The following is a 13,065-nucleotide window of genomic DNA, read 5'->3' as shown; positions in this document are numbered from 1 at the left end:
CAAGCGGAACCGTGCCGATGACTGACAAGCCCCGCGTCTGGGTCTCGCGTCCCACCTTTCCGGGCATCGTCGTCCGGCTCGAACCGCACTTCGAGGTGACGGTCGAGCCGGAGGAGCGCAAGTTCAGTCCATCCGAGCTGGCGACCAGGCTGGCGACGCAGGATGCCGCGATCGTGGGCCTGAAGGACCGCATCGGCGCGGCGGAAATCGCCCAGGCGACACGGCTGCGCATCGTCGCCAATCTCGGCGTCGGCTACGACAACCTCGACCTGGACGCACTCAGTGCCGCCGGCATCGCAGCCTCCAACACCGCCGACGTGCTCAACGAAAGCGTGGCCGACTATGCCTGGGCGCTACTGCTCGGCTCCGCGCGGCGCATGAATGCGGCCGAGCGTTGGCTGCGTGCCGGGCACTGGAAGGCCACCGAGTTCAAGGCGTGGCTGGGCACCGACGTGCGCGGCCGCACCCTGGGCATCCTCGGCATGGGTCGGATCGGCCAGGCGATCGCGCACCGCGCGGTCGGCTTCGGCATGCCGGTGCTGTATCACAACCGCTCGCCGCTGCCCGAGGCGACCGAGCGGGCCTGCAACGCGCGCTTCGTCGACAAGGCGCAGTTGCTGCGCGAATCCGATTTCCTGATGCTGGTGCTGCCGTTGACGCCGCAGACCCGGCACGCCATCGGCGCACCCGAACTGGCGCTGATGAAACCGACCGCGGTGCTGGTAAACGTGGCCCGCGGCGGCATCGTGGATGACAAGGCGTTGACGGCGGCCCTGCGCGAGCGGCGGCTGGCCGCGGCCGGGCTGGATGTGTTCGAAGGCGAGCCGGCGCTGCATCCGGGCCTGCTCGAACTGGACAACGTCGTGCTCAGCCCGCATATCGCCAGCGCCAGCACCGAAACGCGCCGCGCGATGACTGCCCTGGCCGTGGACAATGTGCTGGCGCTGTTCGGTCATGGCCCGCATGCCGGGCGGCCGCCCACGATCCTCAATCCCAACGTGCTGGCCTGACGACCGGCACGGCCTCCCCACCCTGAACGAAGAACACCACCCATGAGTCAGAAGAGCAGTTACAAGGTCGCCATGGTCGGCGCCACCGGCGCGGTCGGCGAGGCCGTGCTGGCGATCCTCGCCGAGCGCGAGTTCCCGATCAGCGAACTGGTGCCGCTGGCCAGCGAGCGTTCGGCCGGCGGCAAGGTCAAGTTCGGCGGCAAGGACATCACCGTGCAGCTGCTGGACACCTACGATTTCGCCGGCGTCGACATCGCGTTCTTCTCGGCCGGCGGCTCGGTCAGCCGCGAACACGCGCCGCGCGCGGCGGCGGCCGGCGCGGTAGTGATCGACAACACCTCGGAGTTCCGCTACCAGGACGACATCCCGCTGGTGATCAGCGAGGTCAACCCGCACGCGATCGCCCAGTACACCCACCGCGGCATCATCGCCAACCCGAATTGCTCGACCATGCAGATGCTGGTGGCGCTGGCGCCGATCCACCGCGCGGTGCAGATCGAGCGGATCAACGTGGCCACCTACCAGTCCGTCTCCGGTGCCGGTCGCACCGGCATGGAGGAGCTTGGCAAGCAGACCGCGGCCTTGCTGAACTTCCAAAGCGTGGAGCCGGGCAAGAAATTCCCGGCCCAAATCGCGTTCAATGTGATTCCGCAGATCGACGACTTCCAGCCGAACGGTTACACCAAGGAAGAGATGAAGCTGGTGTGGGAGACCCGCAAAATCCTGGAGGACGAGTCGATCCAGGTGAACCCGACCGCGGTACGCGTGCCGGTGTTCTATGGCCATTCCGAGGCAGTGCACATCGAAACCAGCGACAAGATCACTGCTGAACAGGCCCGCGAACTGCTGCGGCAGGCACCGGGCGTGGTGTTGATGGACGAGCGCAAGCCGGGCGGCTATCCGACCCCGGTGGGCGAGGCGGCCGGCAACGACGCGGTGTTCGTGGGGCGCATCCGCGAGGATATCTCGCACGAGCGCGGGCTGGACCTATGGATCGTCTCGGACAATATCCGCAAGGGCGCGGCGCTGAATGCGGTGCAGATCGCCGAACTGCTGATTGAGGATTATCTCTAAGATGCGTTTGATGCAACTCATTGTCATTGTTGGATTTATGCTTGTTTCGACAGCCTGGACCAGTGACCGGGCGAAGTCGCCGTCGGCGGTACCGGCAGCGGTGATATCGCCGGCAGCCGCCCAGCAGCAGCTGGTCAATCGCCAGGCCGAAGTGAAACGGTTGAAGCAGGACCTCAACCGGCAGGAATCGGACAGCGAGCGGGCCAGTGAGCGTCTGCAGCAGCAGGACCAGGCCATCGCCGAGCTGCAAAAACAGCTGCATGAGCTGCAGACCGAGCCGACCTCGGACTCGCGTTAGAAAGCGCCGCGGCGGTGAGAACACACCGCAGCAATGTACTGCAAGTATTCGCTGCAGCTATTGTTGATTGGCCTGCATATAACTAAAGTGGCACCTCAGTTTGGGGTAGTCGCCGTCATTGCGGCAACACCATAACCATAAAGAGTTGCGCCAGGATCGTTCGGGGGAACACGCAATGAATCGTTCGTTGAAGTTGTCGATGCTGATCGCGCTGGCACTGGGCAGCAGCCAGGTCATGGCTGTGGACCTTGGCCAGATTCAGGTCAAATCGGCGCTGGGGCAGCCACTGCTGGCCGAGATTCCCGTGCATCCCGACAGCCCGGCGGAGTTGCAGAATCTCACCGTCCAGCTGGCCTCCAGCGAGGAATTCGCGCGCGCAGGCATCGTCGGCGGGCGCACCACGATCCCGTTGCATTTCAGCGTGGCCGATGCCGGCGCCGGTCATCCGGTCATCCGCATCACCAGCAGCACGCCGGTGGATGATCCCTTCCTCGACCTCCTGATCGAAGTGAACGGCAAGGCCGGCAAGAGCGTGCACGAGTACGCCATCCTGCTCGACCCGCCGAATGCGCCGGCAGCAACTGCCGTCGCGGCTGCGCCGACGCCGAGCCAACCCCAGCCGGCGCAGCGCCCGAAGGCCCCGGCCGCGGCGCCGGTGGCCGCCCGGCCCAAGCCGGCGGCACCCGCGCCTGCGCCAGTCCCGACCCCGGCCTCGAAGCCGGCCCCGAAGCCGGCGGCGCCGGTGGTCAGCAACGGCCAGTACGGTCCGGTCGAGCGCGGCCAGACGCTGTCGGGCATCGCGCGCAGCGTGGCGCCGGCCGGCGCCGACGTGCAGCAGGTGATGCTGGCGCTGCAGCAGGCCAATCCTGGCGCGTTCTACCGCGACAACATCAACGCGCTGAAGAGCGGCGCGGTGTTGCGCGTGCCGACGTCGGCCGAGACGCAGGCGATGACGATCGCTGCCGCCGTCGCCGAAGTGCGCCGGCAGAACAGCGACTGGCGTGCCGGCGTGCCGGGCAAGCCCACGGTCGTGGCCGACGCCGCAACCCGCGCCCCCAGCTCCGGTGCGCCGGTCCGTGCGCCGGACACCGGCGACCGGCTTGCGCTGGTGCCGGCAAAGGAAGGCACCAGCGCGGGAACCCGGGGCGGCGGTGCCGGCGACAAGGCCAGCGCCAGCCTTCGCCAAGACCTCCTGCGCACCCGGGAAAGCCTGGCCAGCCTGCAGCAGCAGAGCACCGATCTGAAGACCCGCCTGAAGGATCTGGCGGACATCAACAACAAGAACGAGCGCCTGTTGTCGCTGAAGGACAACGAGATCGCCGAGCTGCAGGCCAAGCTGGCCGCTGCGCGCAAGGCCACCGGTATGCCGCCGGCTGCTGCGGCCAGCACGGCGAAGGCTGTCGCGGCGGCGACGCCGGCGGAAGCCAACCTGGAAACCGCCACTGCCAGCACCGCCGCCAATGCTGTCGTGGCTCCGGTCGCTGCGGGTTCGACCGCGGTGGCAGTCACCACGCCGGCGGGCACATCCAGCCTGGCCAGTGCACCGACCAGCGGTGCGTCCGTGGTCACCACGCCGATCGCGACGCCGGCACCGGTCAAGCCGGTGGAGAAGCCGGCCAGTCAACCGGCCGCCGCACCGGCGGTCGAGCAGCCGTGGTACATGCAGACCTGGGCCTGGGCGGCCGGAGCCGGCGCGATCGTGCTGCTGATCCTGCTGGCGATGCTCGGCCGTCGGCGCAAGCCGGGTGCTGCCGCCCCGCAATCCGCGTCGTCGCTGGCGGACCGTTTCGGCTCGACGTCTGCCGCCGACCAGGATCTTCTCGGCGACGATGTCGACCAGGACGAATTGCTCGACCAGCTGGCCGAACACCCGGACGACATCGACCTGCATCTGGAACTGGTCACCCTGTACTACTCGCGCCGCGACGTCGAGCATTTCGAGGCGGCGGCCGAGGCGATGCACGCCCACATCACCGACCCGCAGCAGGACGAGTGGCAGGACGTTTTGCACATGGGCGAGGACCTGGTGCCCGGCCACCCGCTGTTTGATCATCACGCCGAGCCGGCGGCGCATGACAACGCGGAGGCACGCGGCGAGTTCGACATCGACGACTATGCCGACGAGGGCGATGCGCCCACGGTCGCTTCCTCGATGCCGCCGTTGCCGTCGAGCGGGCCGAAGCGGGTCAGCGAGTACAACTTCAACTTCGACCTGACCCAGACTGCGGCCGAACCGGCGTCCCGTCCTGCGCCGGCATCGGACGACGCCACCGTGGCCGCGCCGTTGGCGAAGGATCGGCCGGCCCCTGCCGAGCCGGCCGCGAGCTGGCATTTCGACGAAGCGGACAGCGCGCGCCAGACGGCCGACGAGGGCCACGACCTGGGCGAGTTCAACGACGATCCGGTGGACACCAAGCTCGACCTGGCCCGCGCGTATATCGACATGGGCGACGCCGAAGGCGCCCGCGCCATGCTGGGCGAGGTGATCAAGGAAGGCAGTCAGATGCAGAGGGACGTCGCCAAACGTCTGCTCGACAGCCTGCACTGAATCGTCGGGCACAACCCGCAGGATGAATCGGGCCGGCTCCTGCCGGCCCGATGCCGTTGCGGCCTGCTAATCTTTCTTCTTCTTTCGGCGGATTCCTGCACGACCCCATGCGCATCGCTCTCGGCATCGAATACGACGGCACCGATTTCAACGGCTGGCAGCGTCTGAAGGCGGACGTCAGCGTGCAGGGAGTGCTGGAGCAGGCCTTGTCGAAAGTCGCCGACCATCCGGTCGAGGTCAGTTGCGCGGGACGCACCGACGCCGGCGTGCATGGGCGCTGCCAGGTCGTGCACTTCGATACCGAGGCGCGCCGCGACATGCGCGGCTGGGTGCTGGGTACCTGTTCCAATCTGCCGGCCAGCGTGGCGGTGCTATGGGCGCAGCCGGTGCTGGACAGTTTCCACGCGCGTTACGCGGCACGCAGCCGGCGTTACCGCTATCACATCCTCAACCGGCCGGTACGTGCGGCGCTGGATGCGCGCTACGTCACCTGGGAACGCTTGCCGCTGGACGCCGAGCGCATGCACGCGGCGGCGCAGGCGCTGCTGGGCGAGCACGATTTCAGCGCGTTCCGCGCCTTGTCCTGCCAGGCTGCGCATCCGCGTCGCAGCGTGCTGGCGGTGAGCGTACGGCGCGAGGGCGAGCAGTTGTTCGTCGACATCGAGGCGAACGCGTTCCTGCATCACATGGTGCGCAATATCGTCGGCTCGCTGCTGCTGATCGGCCGCGGCGAACGGCCGGTGGAATGGCTGGCCGAACTGCTGGCCGGCCGCGATCGCCAGGTGGCCGGCCCGACGGCGTTGGCTTCGGGGCTGACCTTCGTCGGCCCGCGCTACGAGGCGCACTGGGGCCTGCCGCCGGAAGTCTGCCTGATGGGTGCCGGCCAGTGACCCGCATCAAGTGCTGCGGCATGACCCGGGTCGGGGATGCGCTGCTCGCTGCGCGCCTCGGTGCCGATGCGATCGGATTGGTGTTCAGCGCGCGCAGCAAGCGGCAGGTGACGCTGGCGCGGGCGCGCGAGATCGTCGCGGCGTTGCCGCCGTTCGTCGCCACCGTCGCGCTGTTCATGGACGACGAAGCGAATCTGGTACGGCAGGTGCTCGACGAAGTGCAACCCGCGTTGCTGCAGTTCCACGGCGACGAAAGCGACGGTTGGTGCGCACAGTTTGGCCGTCCGTTCCTGAAAGCCATCGCGATGGGCGAGGGCGCGGCGGCATTGCCGCGCCTGCACGACTATCCGCATGCCGCCGGCCTGTTGCTGGACGGCCACGCTGCCGGTGAGGCCGGTGGCAGCGGCAAGACCTTCGACTGGTCGTTGCTGCCGGGCGAGCTGGCGCAGCCGCTGATCCTGGCCGGCGGCCTGCATGCCGGCAACGCGGGCGATGCCGTGCGCACGGTGCGCCCGTGGGCGGTGGACGTGGCCAGCGGCGTGGAGTCGGCACCGGGGATCAAGGACCCGGCGCGGCTGGCAGCCTTCATCCGTGCGGTGCGCGCGGCCGACGCGGAGTGAGCGACATGCCCGCTGCGATCGAGGAACATCGCGATGCCGGCCAGCCGATCGCACTCGCCGAGCTGGTCGGCCGCGCGCGCCCGCTGGTCATCCGCGGCCTGTGCCGCGACTGGCCGATGGTGGCCTGGGCGCGGCGGTCGGACACCGCATTTGCCCAGGGTCTGGCCGCGCTGGACGACGGCAGCGAGGTCGATGCGCTGCTGATGCCGCCGGAGGAGGGCGGGGTGATCGGTTACAACGCGGCGTTCGACAGCTTCAACTACGCGCATCACCGCGTCTCGATCACCCAGGGTCTGCAGCGGCTGGCGCAGTACAGCCGCCAGCCGGACGCGCCGGGCCTGGCGATGCAGAGCGCGTTGATTTCCGCCTGCCTGCCGGGGTTGCTGGACGATCACGCGGTTCCGTTTCTCGAGCGCAGCATCCAGCCGCGCATCTGGATCGGCAACCAGGTCACCACGCCGGCGCATTTCGACGAATACCACAACGTCGCCTGCGTGGTTTGCGGCGTGCGGCGCTTCACCCTGTTCGCCCCGGAGCAGGCGCGCAACCTGTACGTCGGGCCGCTGGATTTCGCGCCCACCGGCGCGGCGATCAGTATCGCCCGGCTCGATCGCCCGGACGATCCGCGCTATCCCCGCCTGAAGCTGGCCCTGGCCGAGGCGCAGGTGGCGGAGCTGCATCCCGGCGACGCGATCTACATCCCGCCGATGTGGTGGCATCACGTCGAGTCGCTGGAGCGGATCAACGCACTGGTGAATTACTGGTGGAAACCCGTGCCTGCCGGCGGTTATGCACCGAACACCGCGCTGGGCTGCCTGATGCGTTGCATCCTCGCCTTCCGCTCGCTGCCGCCTGCGGAACGGGCCGCGTGGAAGGCGTTGCTGGACCATTACGTGTTCGACGACGAGGATCCCGCCGCGCACATCCCTGCCGACCGGCGCGGGATACTCGGTCCGCTCACGCCCGAACAGCTGGCCGAGTTGCGCGAAACCATCCGGCGCTATCTGTGACCCCTTCTGCCGGGCTTGCCGTTAAGATGGCCGCCTGCCGCAGTGCGGCATGCCAACGAGTGAGGACATGAGCAAGATCGTGGATTACAACGCCTACCCCGACGCGCACGGCCGCTTCGGCAACTACGGCGGCAGCTACGTCGCCGAGACCCTGATGGCGCCGCTGGCTGAACTGACCGAAGCCTACCTGCGCCTGCGCGACGATCCGGCGTTCATCGCCGAACTCGACCGCGATCTCAAGCACTACGTCGGCCGCCCCAGCCCGATCTACCACGCCGAGCGGCTGTCGCAGCATGTCGGTGGCGCGCGCATCCTGTTCAAGCGCGAGGATCTGAACCACACCGGCGCGCACAAGATCAACAACACCGTCGGCCAGGCGCTGGTGGCGCGCAACATGGGCAAGACCCGCATCATCGCCGAGACCGGCGCCGGCCAGCACGGCGTGGCCAGCGCCACCGTGGCGGCACGGCTGGGCCTGAAGTGCGTGGTCTACATGGGTGCGGTCGACATCGAGCGGCAGAAGATCAACGTCTACCGCATGAAGTTGCTCGGCGCCGAGGTGGTGCCGGTCACCTCCGGCTCGAAGACGCTGAAGGACGCGCTGAACGAGGCGATGCGCGACTGGGTCACCAACGTCGCCGACACCTTCTACATCATCGGCACGGTGGCCGGGCCGCACCCGTATCCGTTGATGGTGCGCGACTTCAATGCGATCGTCGGGCGCGAGGCGCGCGCGCAGATGCTGGAGCAGTACGGTCGGCTTCCCGATGTGCTCACCGCCTGCGTCGGCGGCGGCTCCAACGCGATCGGCCTGTTCCACGCCTTCCTCAACGATGCCGACGTGCGCATCGTCGGCGCCGAGGCGGCGGGCGAGGGCATCGCGACGGGACATCATGCCGCGTCGCTGGCGGCCGGCCGGCCCGGTGTGCTGCACGGCAACCGCACCTACGTGCTGTGCGACGACAACGGCCAGATCACCGAGACGCACTCGGTTTCGGCCGGCCTCGACTATCCAGGCGTCGGCCCCGAGCACGCGTTCCTGAAGGACGCCGGCCGCGCCGACTACGTCGGCATCACCGACGACGAGGCGCTGGCCGCGTTCCATCTGCTGGCACGCACCGAAGGCATCCTGGCCGCGCTGGAATCCAGCCACGCGGTGGCACAGGCGATCAAGCTGGCGCGTGAATACCCGAAGGACGGCATCGTGCTGTGCAACCTGTCCGGCCGCGGCGACAAGGACGTGCACACGATCGCGGCACGCGAAGGAGTCGAGGTATGAGCCGTATCGACCGTCGCTTCGCCGCACTGAAAGCTGCCGGCCGCACCGGCCTGATTCCGTTCGTCACCGCCGGCGATCCGTCGCCGCAGCACATGGTGGCGTTGATGCACGCGCTGGTCGACGCCGGCGCCGACCTGATCGAGCTGGGCGTGCCGTTCTCCGATCCGATGGCCGATGGCCCGGTGATCCAGCACGCCAGCGAGCGGGCGATCGCGAAAGGCGTGGGCCTGGCCGACGTGCTGGACTGGGTCGCCGCGTTCCGCCAGCGCGATGCGGACACGCCGATCGTGCTGATGGGCTATCTGAACCCGGTCGAGATCCACGGCTACGCGCGCTTCGCGCAGGAGGCCGTGCAGGCCGGCGTCGACGGCGTGCTGCTGGTCGATTGCCCACTGGAGGAATCCGCCGTCCTGCAGCCGTTGCGCGACGCTGGGCTGCAGCAGATCCTGCTCGCCGCGCCGACCACCGAACCCTCGCGTATGGCGCAGTTGTGCGGTTCGGCCGAGGGTTTCCTGTACTATGTCTCGTTTGCCGGCATCACCGGTGCGGCACACTTGAGCACCGGCGACATCGCGTCACGCGTGGCCGATATCCGGGCTCATGCGAAGGCGCCGGTGGCGGTGGGTTTCGGCATCCGCGATGCAGCGAGCGCGCAGGCGATTGCCGGTTTCGCCGATGCGGTGGTGATCGGCAGCGCGCTGGTCGAGCGGCTGGCCGGGGCGACGGATGCCGCGGAAATCGCCACGCGCGCGCAAGCGTTCCTGGCGCCGATCCGCACCGCGCTGGATACGCCGCTCGCTAGGCATTGAGGACGCGCACCGCCTGATCGCGGCGCGCTCACGAACAGTCAGGGTGATGCAATGAATTGGCTGCAGAAAATCATGAACCCGCGCACTCGCCCGCAGAGTCCGAATGGCGGCAAGGGTTCGGTGCCTGAAGGCGTGTGGGAGAAGTGCGGCGGTTGTGGCACCGTGCTGTACAAGCCGGAGCTGGAGCGCAACCTGATGGTCTGCCCCAAGTGCGGCCATCACCACTACATCAGCGCGCGTGCGCGGCTGGGCGCGTTGCTGGATGAAGGTTCCGCGCAGGAACTGTGGGCCAGCCTCGAGCCGACCGATCCGCTGAAGTTCCGTGATTCCAAGAAGTACCGCGACCGCATCGTCGCGACCCAGAAGAAGCTCGGCGAGAAGGACGCGATGGTCGCGATGAGCGGCAAGCTCAAGGGCCGTCCGCTGATGGCGGTGGCGTTCGAGTTCGCCTACATGGGCGGCTCGATGGGCTCGGTGGTCGGCGAGAAGTTCGCGCGTGCCGCCGAGCGCGCGCTGGCCGACAGGAGTGCGCTGGTGTGTTTCTCCGCCACCGGCGGCGCGCGCATGCAGGAGGCGCTGTTCTCGCTGATGCAGATGGCCAAGACCTCGGCCGCGCTGGCGCGCCTGCGCGACGCCGGCGTGCCGTACATCAGCGTGCTGACCAACCCGACCACCGGCGGCGTCTCGGCCAGCCTGGCGATGCTCGGCGACATCAATATCGGCGAGCCGAAGGCGCTGATCGGCTTCGCCGGCCCGCGCGTGATCGAGCAGACCGTGCGCGAGACCTTGCCGGAAGGCTTCCAGCGTTCGGAGTTCCTGCTCGACCACGGCGCGATCGACCTGATCGTCGACCGCCGCGAGATGCGCGACAAGCTGGCCGACCTGCTCGGCATCCTGATGAAGGCGCCGCGCGCAGCCTGATCGGTCACGCTTGCTGCAGCGATGCGATGCCGCCCTCGGGCGGCATCGTCGTTTGTGCGACCGGGTTTTCCACAGCTGCTGTGGAAGTGTCACGGTAAAGCCTGTGGACAAGCGACATTCGCCACTTGTCCATCAAGCACTTGCTACGCGTTGTCGAGATGTTGCGCAGTCGGGCGAAGTTCTCCACAGCGATTGTGGAGCGTGCGCGGTAAAGCCTGTGGACAAGTGCGCTATCTGTCTGAGTGCAAAGGCACTGCCGACGGCGTGCACATATTCTGTGCAGTGCAAGGCTCAGTTGAATGAGGACAGCAGCCACAGCGATGCGCTGCCCAGACCGCCGCCGATGACGATCGCGGCGAGCACGTCGCTGGGATAGTGCAGCCCGAGGATCACTCGCGAGACGGCGACCAGCGCAGTGAAACCCAGCAGCAGCGGTGCCAGCGACGGATACCAGGCCAGCGCCACGACACTGAAACCCACTGCCTGCAAGGTATGCCCGGACGGAAAACTGAACTCGTCCAGCGGCGGCACGTGCGCGATCACGCCGGGGCAGGCGCGGTAGGGACGCGGGCGGCGTGTCCAGCGTTTCAGCAGGCGATACAGCAGCAAGGCGGCGAGTCCGGTGACCGCCATGTGCGCGGCCGCGGCGATGCCGCGCTGGCCGCCGAGCACGGCCAGCGCGGCCATCAGTGCATACCAGAACACGCCGTCGCCGAGCCGGCTGACCATGCCGAAGAACAGGCCCACCAGACGCCGGGCACCCCAGTGGTTGGCGATCACGCAAACGCGTCGGTCCAGCGCGAAACGCGGCCCGGGAAGAAGCTCAGATGTGGGCAGCGATGGAGGCGTGTTCATGCAGGTTCTCCTCGGCCATGTCGCGCAGCAGGGTTTCGAAATCGCGGATCACCGCGTCCGGCGAAAGCCCGGCCATGCCGGCATGGCCGGCGCGGCCCATGTGCCGGATCAGCGCCGGATTGCCGGCCAGTTTCGCCGCCGCCTCGATGAAGGCCGCTGCGTTGCCCGATGCGATGCAGTAACCGTTGACGCCGTCGACGAGATGCTCGCGCGCGGCGCCTTCGGCGTACGCCACCACCGGCAGGCCGGCGGCCAGCGCCTCGATGATCACGTTGCCGAAGGTCTCGCTGAGGCTGGGGAACGGGAACAGGTCCGCGCTGGCGTAGTGCCGCGCCAACGCCTCGCCGCGTTGCACGCCGGCGAAGATGAAATCCGGATGCGCGGCCTGCAGCGCGGCGCGGGCCGGGCCGTCGCCGACCCATACGTAACGCGCTTGTGGCACCTGCTGGCGGATCGCGCGAAAGGACTGCACGGCCAGTTCGAGATTCTTCTCCGGCGCGATGCGTCCGACGTACAGCACCACCGGCGTGGCGGCGTCCACGCCCCAGCTGGCGCGCAAGGCTTCATCGCGCCGGTTCGGGTGGAACAGCTGCGTGTCCACCGCGCGGCGCAGCAGGCAGGCGTTGGTGATACCCATGGCGTGCAACTCCTGTGCGAGCGCGTCGGTCGGCACCAGCGTGGCGGCGGCACGCTGGTGGAAGCGGCGCAGGTAGCCGCGCACCAGCGGCGTGAGCAGGCTCAGGCCGTAGTGGCTGGCGTAGTTGTCGAAGCGGGTATGAAAGCCGCTGCTGAGCGGGATGCCCAGTCGCTTGGCGGCACGCATGGCCGACCAGCCGAGTGGCCCTTCGGTGGCCACGTAGACCGCGTCGGGGCGCTGCTTCGACCAGTGCCGGCGCAGCGTGCGGCCGGCCGGCAGGCCGAAGCGCAGGCCCGGGTAACGGGGCAGGGCGCCCCCGCGCAGTTCGAGCGCGTCGATGCCGGCTTCATCGCCATATGGCTGCGGTTGGCGCGGGCGGATCAGGTCGATGCTGTGGCCCCGCGCGGCAAGTCCGGCGGCGAGGCTGTGCACGGTCAGCGCGACGCCGTTGATTTCCGGTGGATAGGTTTCGCTGACGATGCCGATGCGCATGACGATACCCGTGCTGGCTGGGCACAGCTTCGCCGGCCAGCGTTGCGGCGACGTGGCGGGCGCATGACGTCGCGGTGACGTTGCGGGTGCCGCGAGGGCGTCGCAGCGCTTACACTGGGTCGTCCTTTACCGCTGGAGACCGACGATGAAACGTATCCTGCTCGCACTTGCCCTGACCGGGCTGACCGGTGCCGCGCTGGCCGCCGACGCTGGCCTGCCGATCACCCCGGCACCCGGCGGCGCCGCGGTCTACATCATTTCGCCCGCCAACGGCGCCACCGTGGGCCAGGACGTCACCGTGCGCTTCGGCCTCAAGGGCATGGGCGTGGCGCCGGCCGGGGTGACCAAGGAACACACCGGCCACCATCACCTGCTGGTCGACGTGAAGGAACTGCCCGCTGCCGGCCAGCCGATCCCGAACGACGCCAACCACATCCACTTCGGTGGCGGCCAGACCGAGACCACGCTGAAGCTGAAACCCGGCACGCACACCTTGCAGCTGGAACTGGGCGACCAGAACCACGTACCGTTCGATCCGGCGGTGGTGTCGAAGAAGATCACCATCCACGTGAAGTAATCCCGGGTGAAGTGAGCGATCCGCGGGCTGCCGGCGGCAGATCGG

At 68.3% G+C, this 13,065-nt stretch carries 13 protein-coding genes; 11 read left to right on the top strand and 2 right to left on the bottom strand.

What is annotated here, in order from left to right:
* Positions 1 to 17: 17 nt before the first annotated feature.
* The 10 genes from ASG75_RS04825 (at position 18) to accD (ending at position 10,459) form a co-directional block, all read left to right on the top strand.
* Positions 18 to 1,010: a D-glycerate dehydrogenase gene (locus ASG75_RS04825; RefSeq protein WP_056386212.1), complete on the top strand. Its 993-nt coding sequence runs from the start codon at positions 18 to 20 to the stop codon at positions 1,008 to 1,010.
* 42 nt (positions 1,011 to 1,052) lie between these two features.
* Positions 1,053 to 2,084, top strand: coding sequence for an aspartate-semialdehyde dehydrogenase (locus ASG75_RS04820; RefSeq protein WP_056386210.1), 1,032 nt, complete (start codon positions 1,053 to 1,055; stop codon positions 2,082 to 2,084).
* Position 2,085: 1 nt separating this feature from the next.
* Positions 2,086 to 2,382 carry a hypothetical protein gene (locus ASG75_RS04815; protein WP_056386207.1) on the top strand — a complete coding sequence of 99 codons (297 nt, stop codon included), beginning with the start codon at positions 2,086 to 2,088 and terminating at the stop codon, positions 2,380 to 2,382.
* A 175-nt stretch (positions 2,383 to 2,557) separates the two neighbouring features.
* Positions 2,558 to 4,930, top strand: coding sequence for a FimV/HubP family polar landmark protein (locus ASG75_RS04810; RefSeq protein ID WP_056386206.1), 2,373 nt, complete (start codon positions 2,558 to 2,560; stop codon positions 4,928 to 4,930).
* Positions 4,931 to 5,037: 107 nt separating this feature from the next.
* Positions 5,038 to 5,820 carry a tRNA pseudouridine(38-40) synthase TruA gene (gene truA / locus ASG75_RS04805; RefSeq protein ID WP_056386204.1) on the top strand — a complete coding sequence of 261 codons (783 nt, stop codon included), beginning with the start codon at positions 5,038 to 5,040 and terminating at the stop codon, positions 5,818 to 5,820.
* On the top strand, positions 5,817 to 6,440 hold the full coding sequence (locus ASG75_RS04800; protein WP_056386202.1) for a phosphoribosylanthranilate isomerase: 624 nt from the start codon (positions 5,817 to 5,819) through the stop codon (positions 6,438 to 6,440). Before truA ends, ASG75_RS04800 begins: the two co-directional genes overlap by 4 nt.
* A gap of 5 nt (positions 6,441 to 6,445) precedes the next feature.
* The gene (locus ASG75_RS04795; protein ID WP_235580145.1) at positions 6,446 to 7,450 is read left to right on the top strand and encodes a cupin-like domain-containing protein; all 1,005 of its coding nucleotides are present in this window, start codon (positions 6,446 to 6,448) and stop codon (positions 7,448 to 7,450) included.
* Positions 7,451 to 7,517: 67 nt separating this feature from the next.
* The gene (gene trpB / locus ASG75_RS04790; RefSeq protein WP_056386197.1) at positions 7,518 to 8,729 is read left to right on the top strand and encodes a tryptophan synthase subunit beta; all 1,212 of its coding nucleotides are present in this window, start codon (positions 7,518 to 7,520) and stop codon (positions 8,727 to 8,729) included.
* Complete coding sequence (gene trpA / locus ASG75_RS04785) at positions 8,726 to 9,538, top strand: tryptophan synthase subunit alpha (protein ID WP_056386195.1); 813 nt, start codon at positions 8,726 to 8,728, stop codon at positions 9,536 to 9,538. Before trpB ends, trpA begins: the two co-directional genes overlap by 4 nt.
* Positions 9,539 to 9,589: 51 nt before the next feature.
* Positions 9,590 to 10,459, top strand: a complete 870-nt coding sequence (gene accD / locus ASG75_RS04780) for an acetyl-CoA carboxylase, carboxyltransferase subunit beta (RefSeq protein ID WP_056386194.1) — start codon at positions 9,590 to 9,592, stop codon at positions 10,457 to 10,459.
* Positions 10,460 to 10,750: 291 nt separating this feature from the next.
* Here accD and ASG75_RS04775 read toward each other — a convergent pair whose 3' ends face one another.
* The gene (locus ASG75_RS04775; RefSeq protein ID WP_056386192.1) at positions 10,751 to 11,314 is read right to left on the bottom strand and encodes a phosphatase PAP2 family protein; all 564 of its coding nucleotides are present in this window, start codon (positions 11,312 to 11,314) and stop codon (positions 10,751 to 10,753) included.
* Positions 11,283 to 12,443 (bottom strand): glycosyltransferase family 1 protein, encoded by a 1,161-nt coding sequence (locus ASG75_RS04770; RefSeq protein WP_056386189.1) that lies wholly within the window; start codon positions 12,441 to 12,443, stop codon positions 11,283 to 11,285. Before ASG75_RS04770 ends, ASG75_RS04775 begins: the two co-directional genes overlap by 32 nt.
* Positions 12,444 to 12,588: 145 nt before the next feature.
* On the opposite strand from ASG75_RS04770, the gene ASG75_RS04765 reads away from it, so the two are divergent.
* Entirely contained in the window at positions 12,589 to 13,020 is a 432-nt protein-coding gene (locus ASG75_RS04765) for a DUF4399 domain-containing protein (protein ID WP_056386187.1), read from the top strand.
* The last annotated feature ends 45 nt before the right edge of the window (positions 13,021 to 13,065 follow it).

This window comes from Rhodanobacter sp. Soil772 (genome assembly GCF_001428385.1).
Taxonomy (GTDB): Bacteria; Pseudomonadota; Gammaproteobacteria; order Xanthomonadales; family Rhodanobacteraceae; genus Rhodanobacter.
This window is presented reverse-complemented; position numbering and strand designations above follow the sequence as displayed.

Excerpts from the sequence above, each read along its gene's own strand:
- ASG75_RS04825 (WP_056386212.1), top strand. The coding sequence starts at position 18 with ATGACTGACAAGCCCCGCGTCTGGGTCTCGCGTCCCACCTTTCCGGGC.
- ASG75_RS04820 (WP_056386210.1), top strand. The coding sequence starts at position 1,053 with ATGAGTCAGAAGAGCAGTTACAAGGTCGCCATGGTCGGCGCCACCGGC.
- ASG75_RS04815 (WP_056386207.1), top strand. The coding sequence starts at position 2,086 with ATGCGTTTGATGCAACTCATTGTCATTGTTGGATTTATGCTTGTTTCG.
- ASG75_RS04810 (WP_056386206.1), top strand. The coding sequence starts at position 2,558 with ATGAATCGTTCGTTGAAGTTGTCGATGCTGATCGCGCTGGCACTGGGC.
- truA (WP_056386204.1), top strand. The coding sequence starts at position 5,038 with ATGCGCATCGCTCTCGGCATCGAATACGACGGCACCGATTTCAACGGC.
- ASG75_RS04795 (WP_235580145.1), top strand. The coding sequence starts at position 6,446 with ATGCCCGCTGCGATCGAGGAACATCGCGATGCCGGCCAGCCGATCGCA.
- trpB (WP_056386197.1), top strand. The coding sequence starts at position 7,518 with ATGAGCAAGATCGTGGATTACAACGCCTACCCCGACGCGCACGGCCGC.
- trpA (WP_056386195.1), top strand. The coding sequence starts at position 8,726 with ATGAGCCGTATCGACCGTCGCTTCGCCGCACTGAAAGCTGCCGGCCGC.
- accD (WP_056386194.1), top strand. The coding sequence starts at position 9,590 with ATGAATTGGCTGCAGAAAATCATGAACCCGCGCACTCGCCCGCAGAGT.
- ASG75_RS04775 (WP_056386192.1), bottom strand. The coding sequence starts at position 11,314 with ATGAACACGCCTCCATCGCTGCCCACATCTGAGCTTCTTCCCGGGCCG.
- ASG75_RS04770 (WP_056386189.1), bottom strand. The coding sequence starts at position 12,443 with ATGCGCATCGGCATCGTCAGCGAAACCTATCCACCGGAAATCAACGGC.
- ASG75_RS04765 (WP_056386187.1), top strand. The coding sequence starts at position 12,589 with ATGAAACGTATCCTGCTCGCACTTGCCCTGACCGGGCTGACCGGTGCC.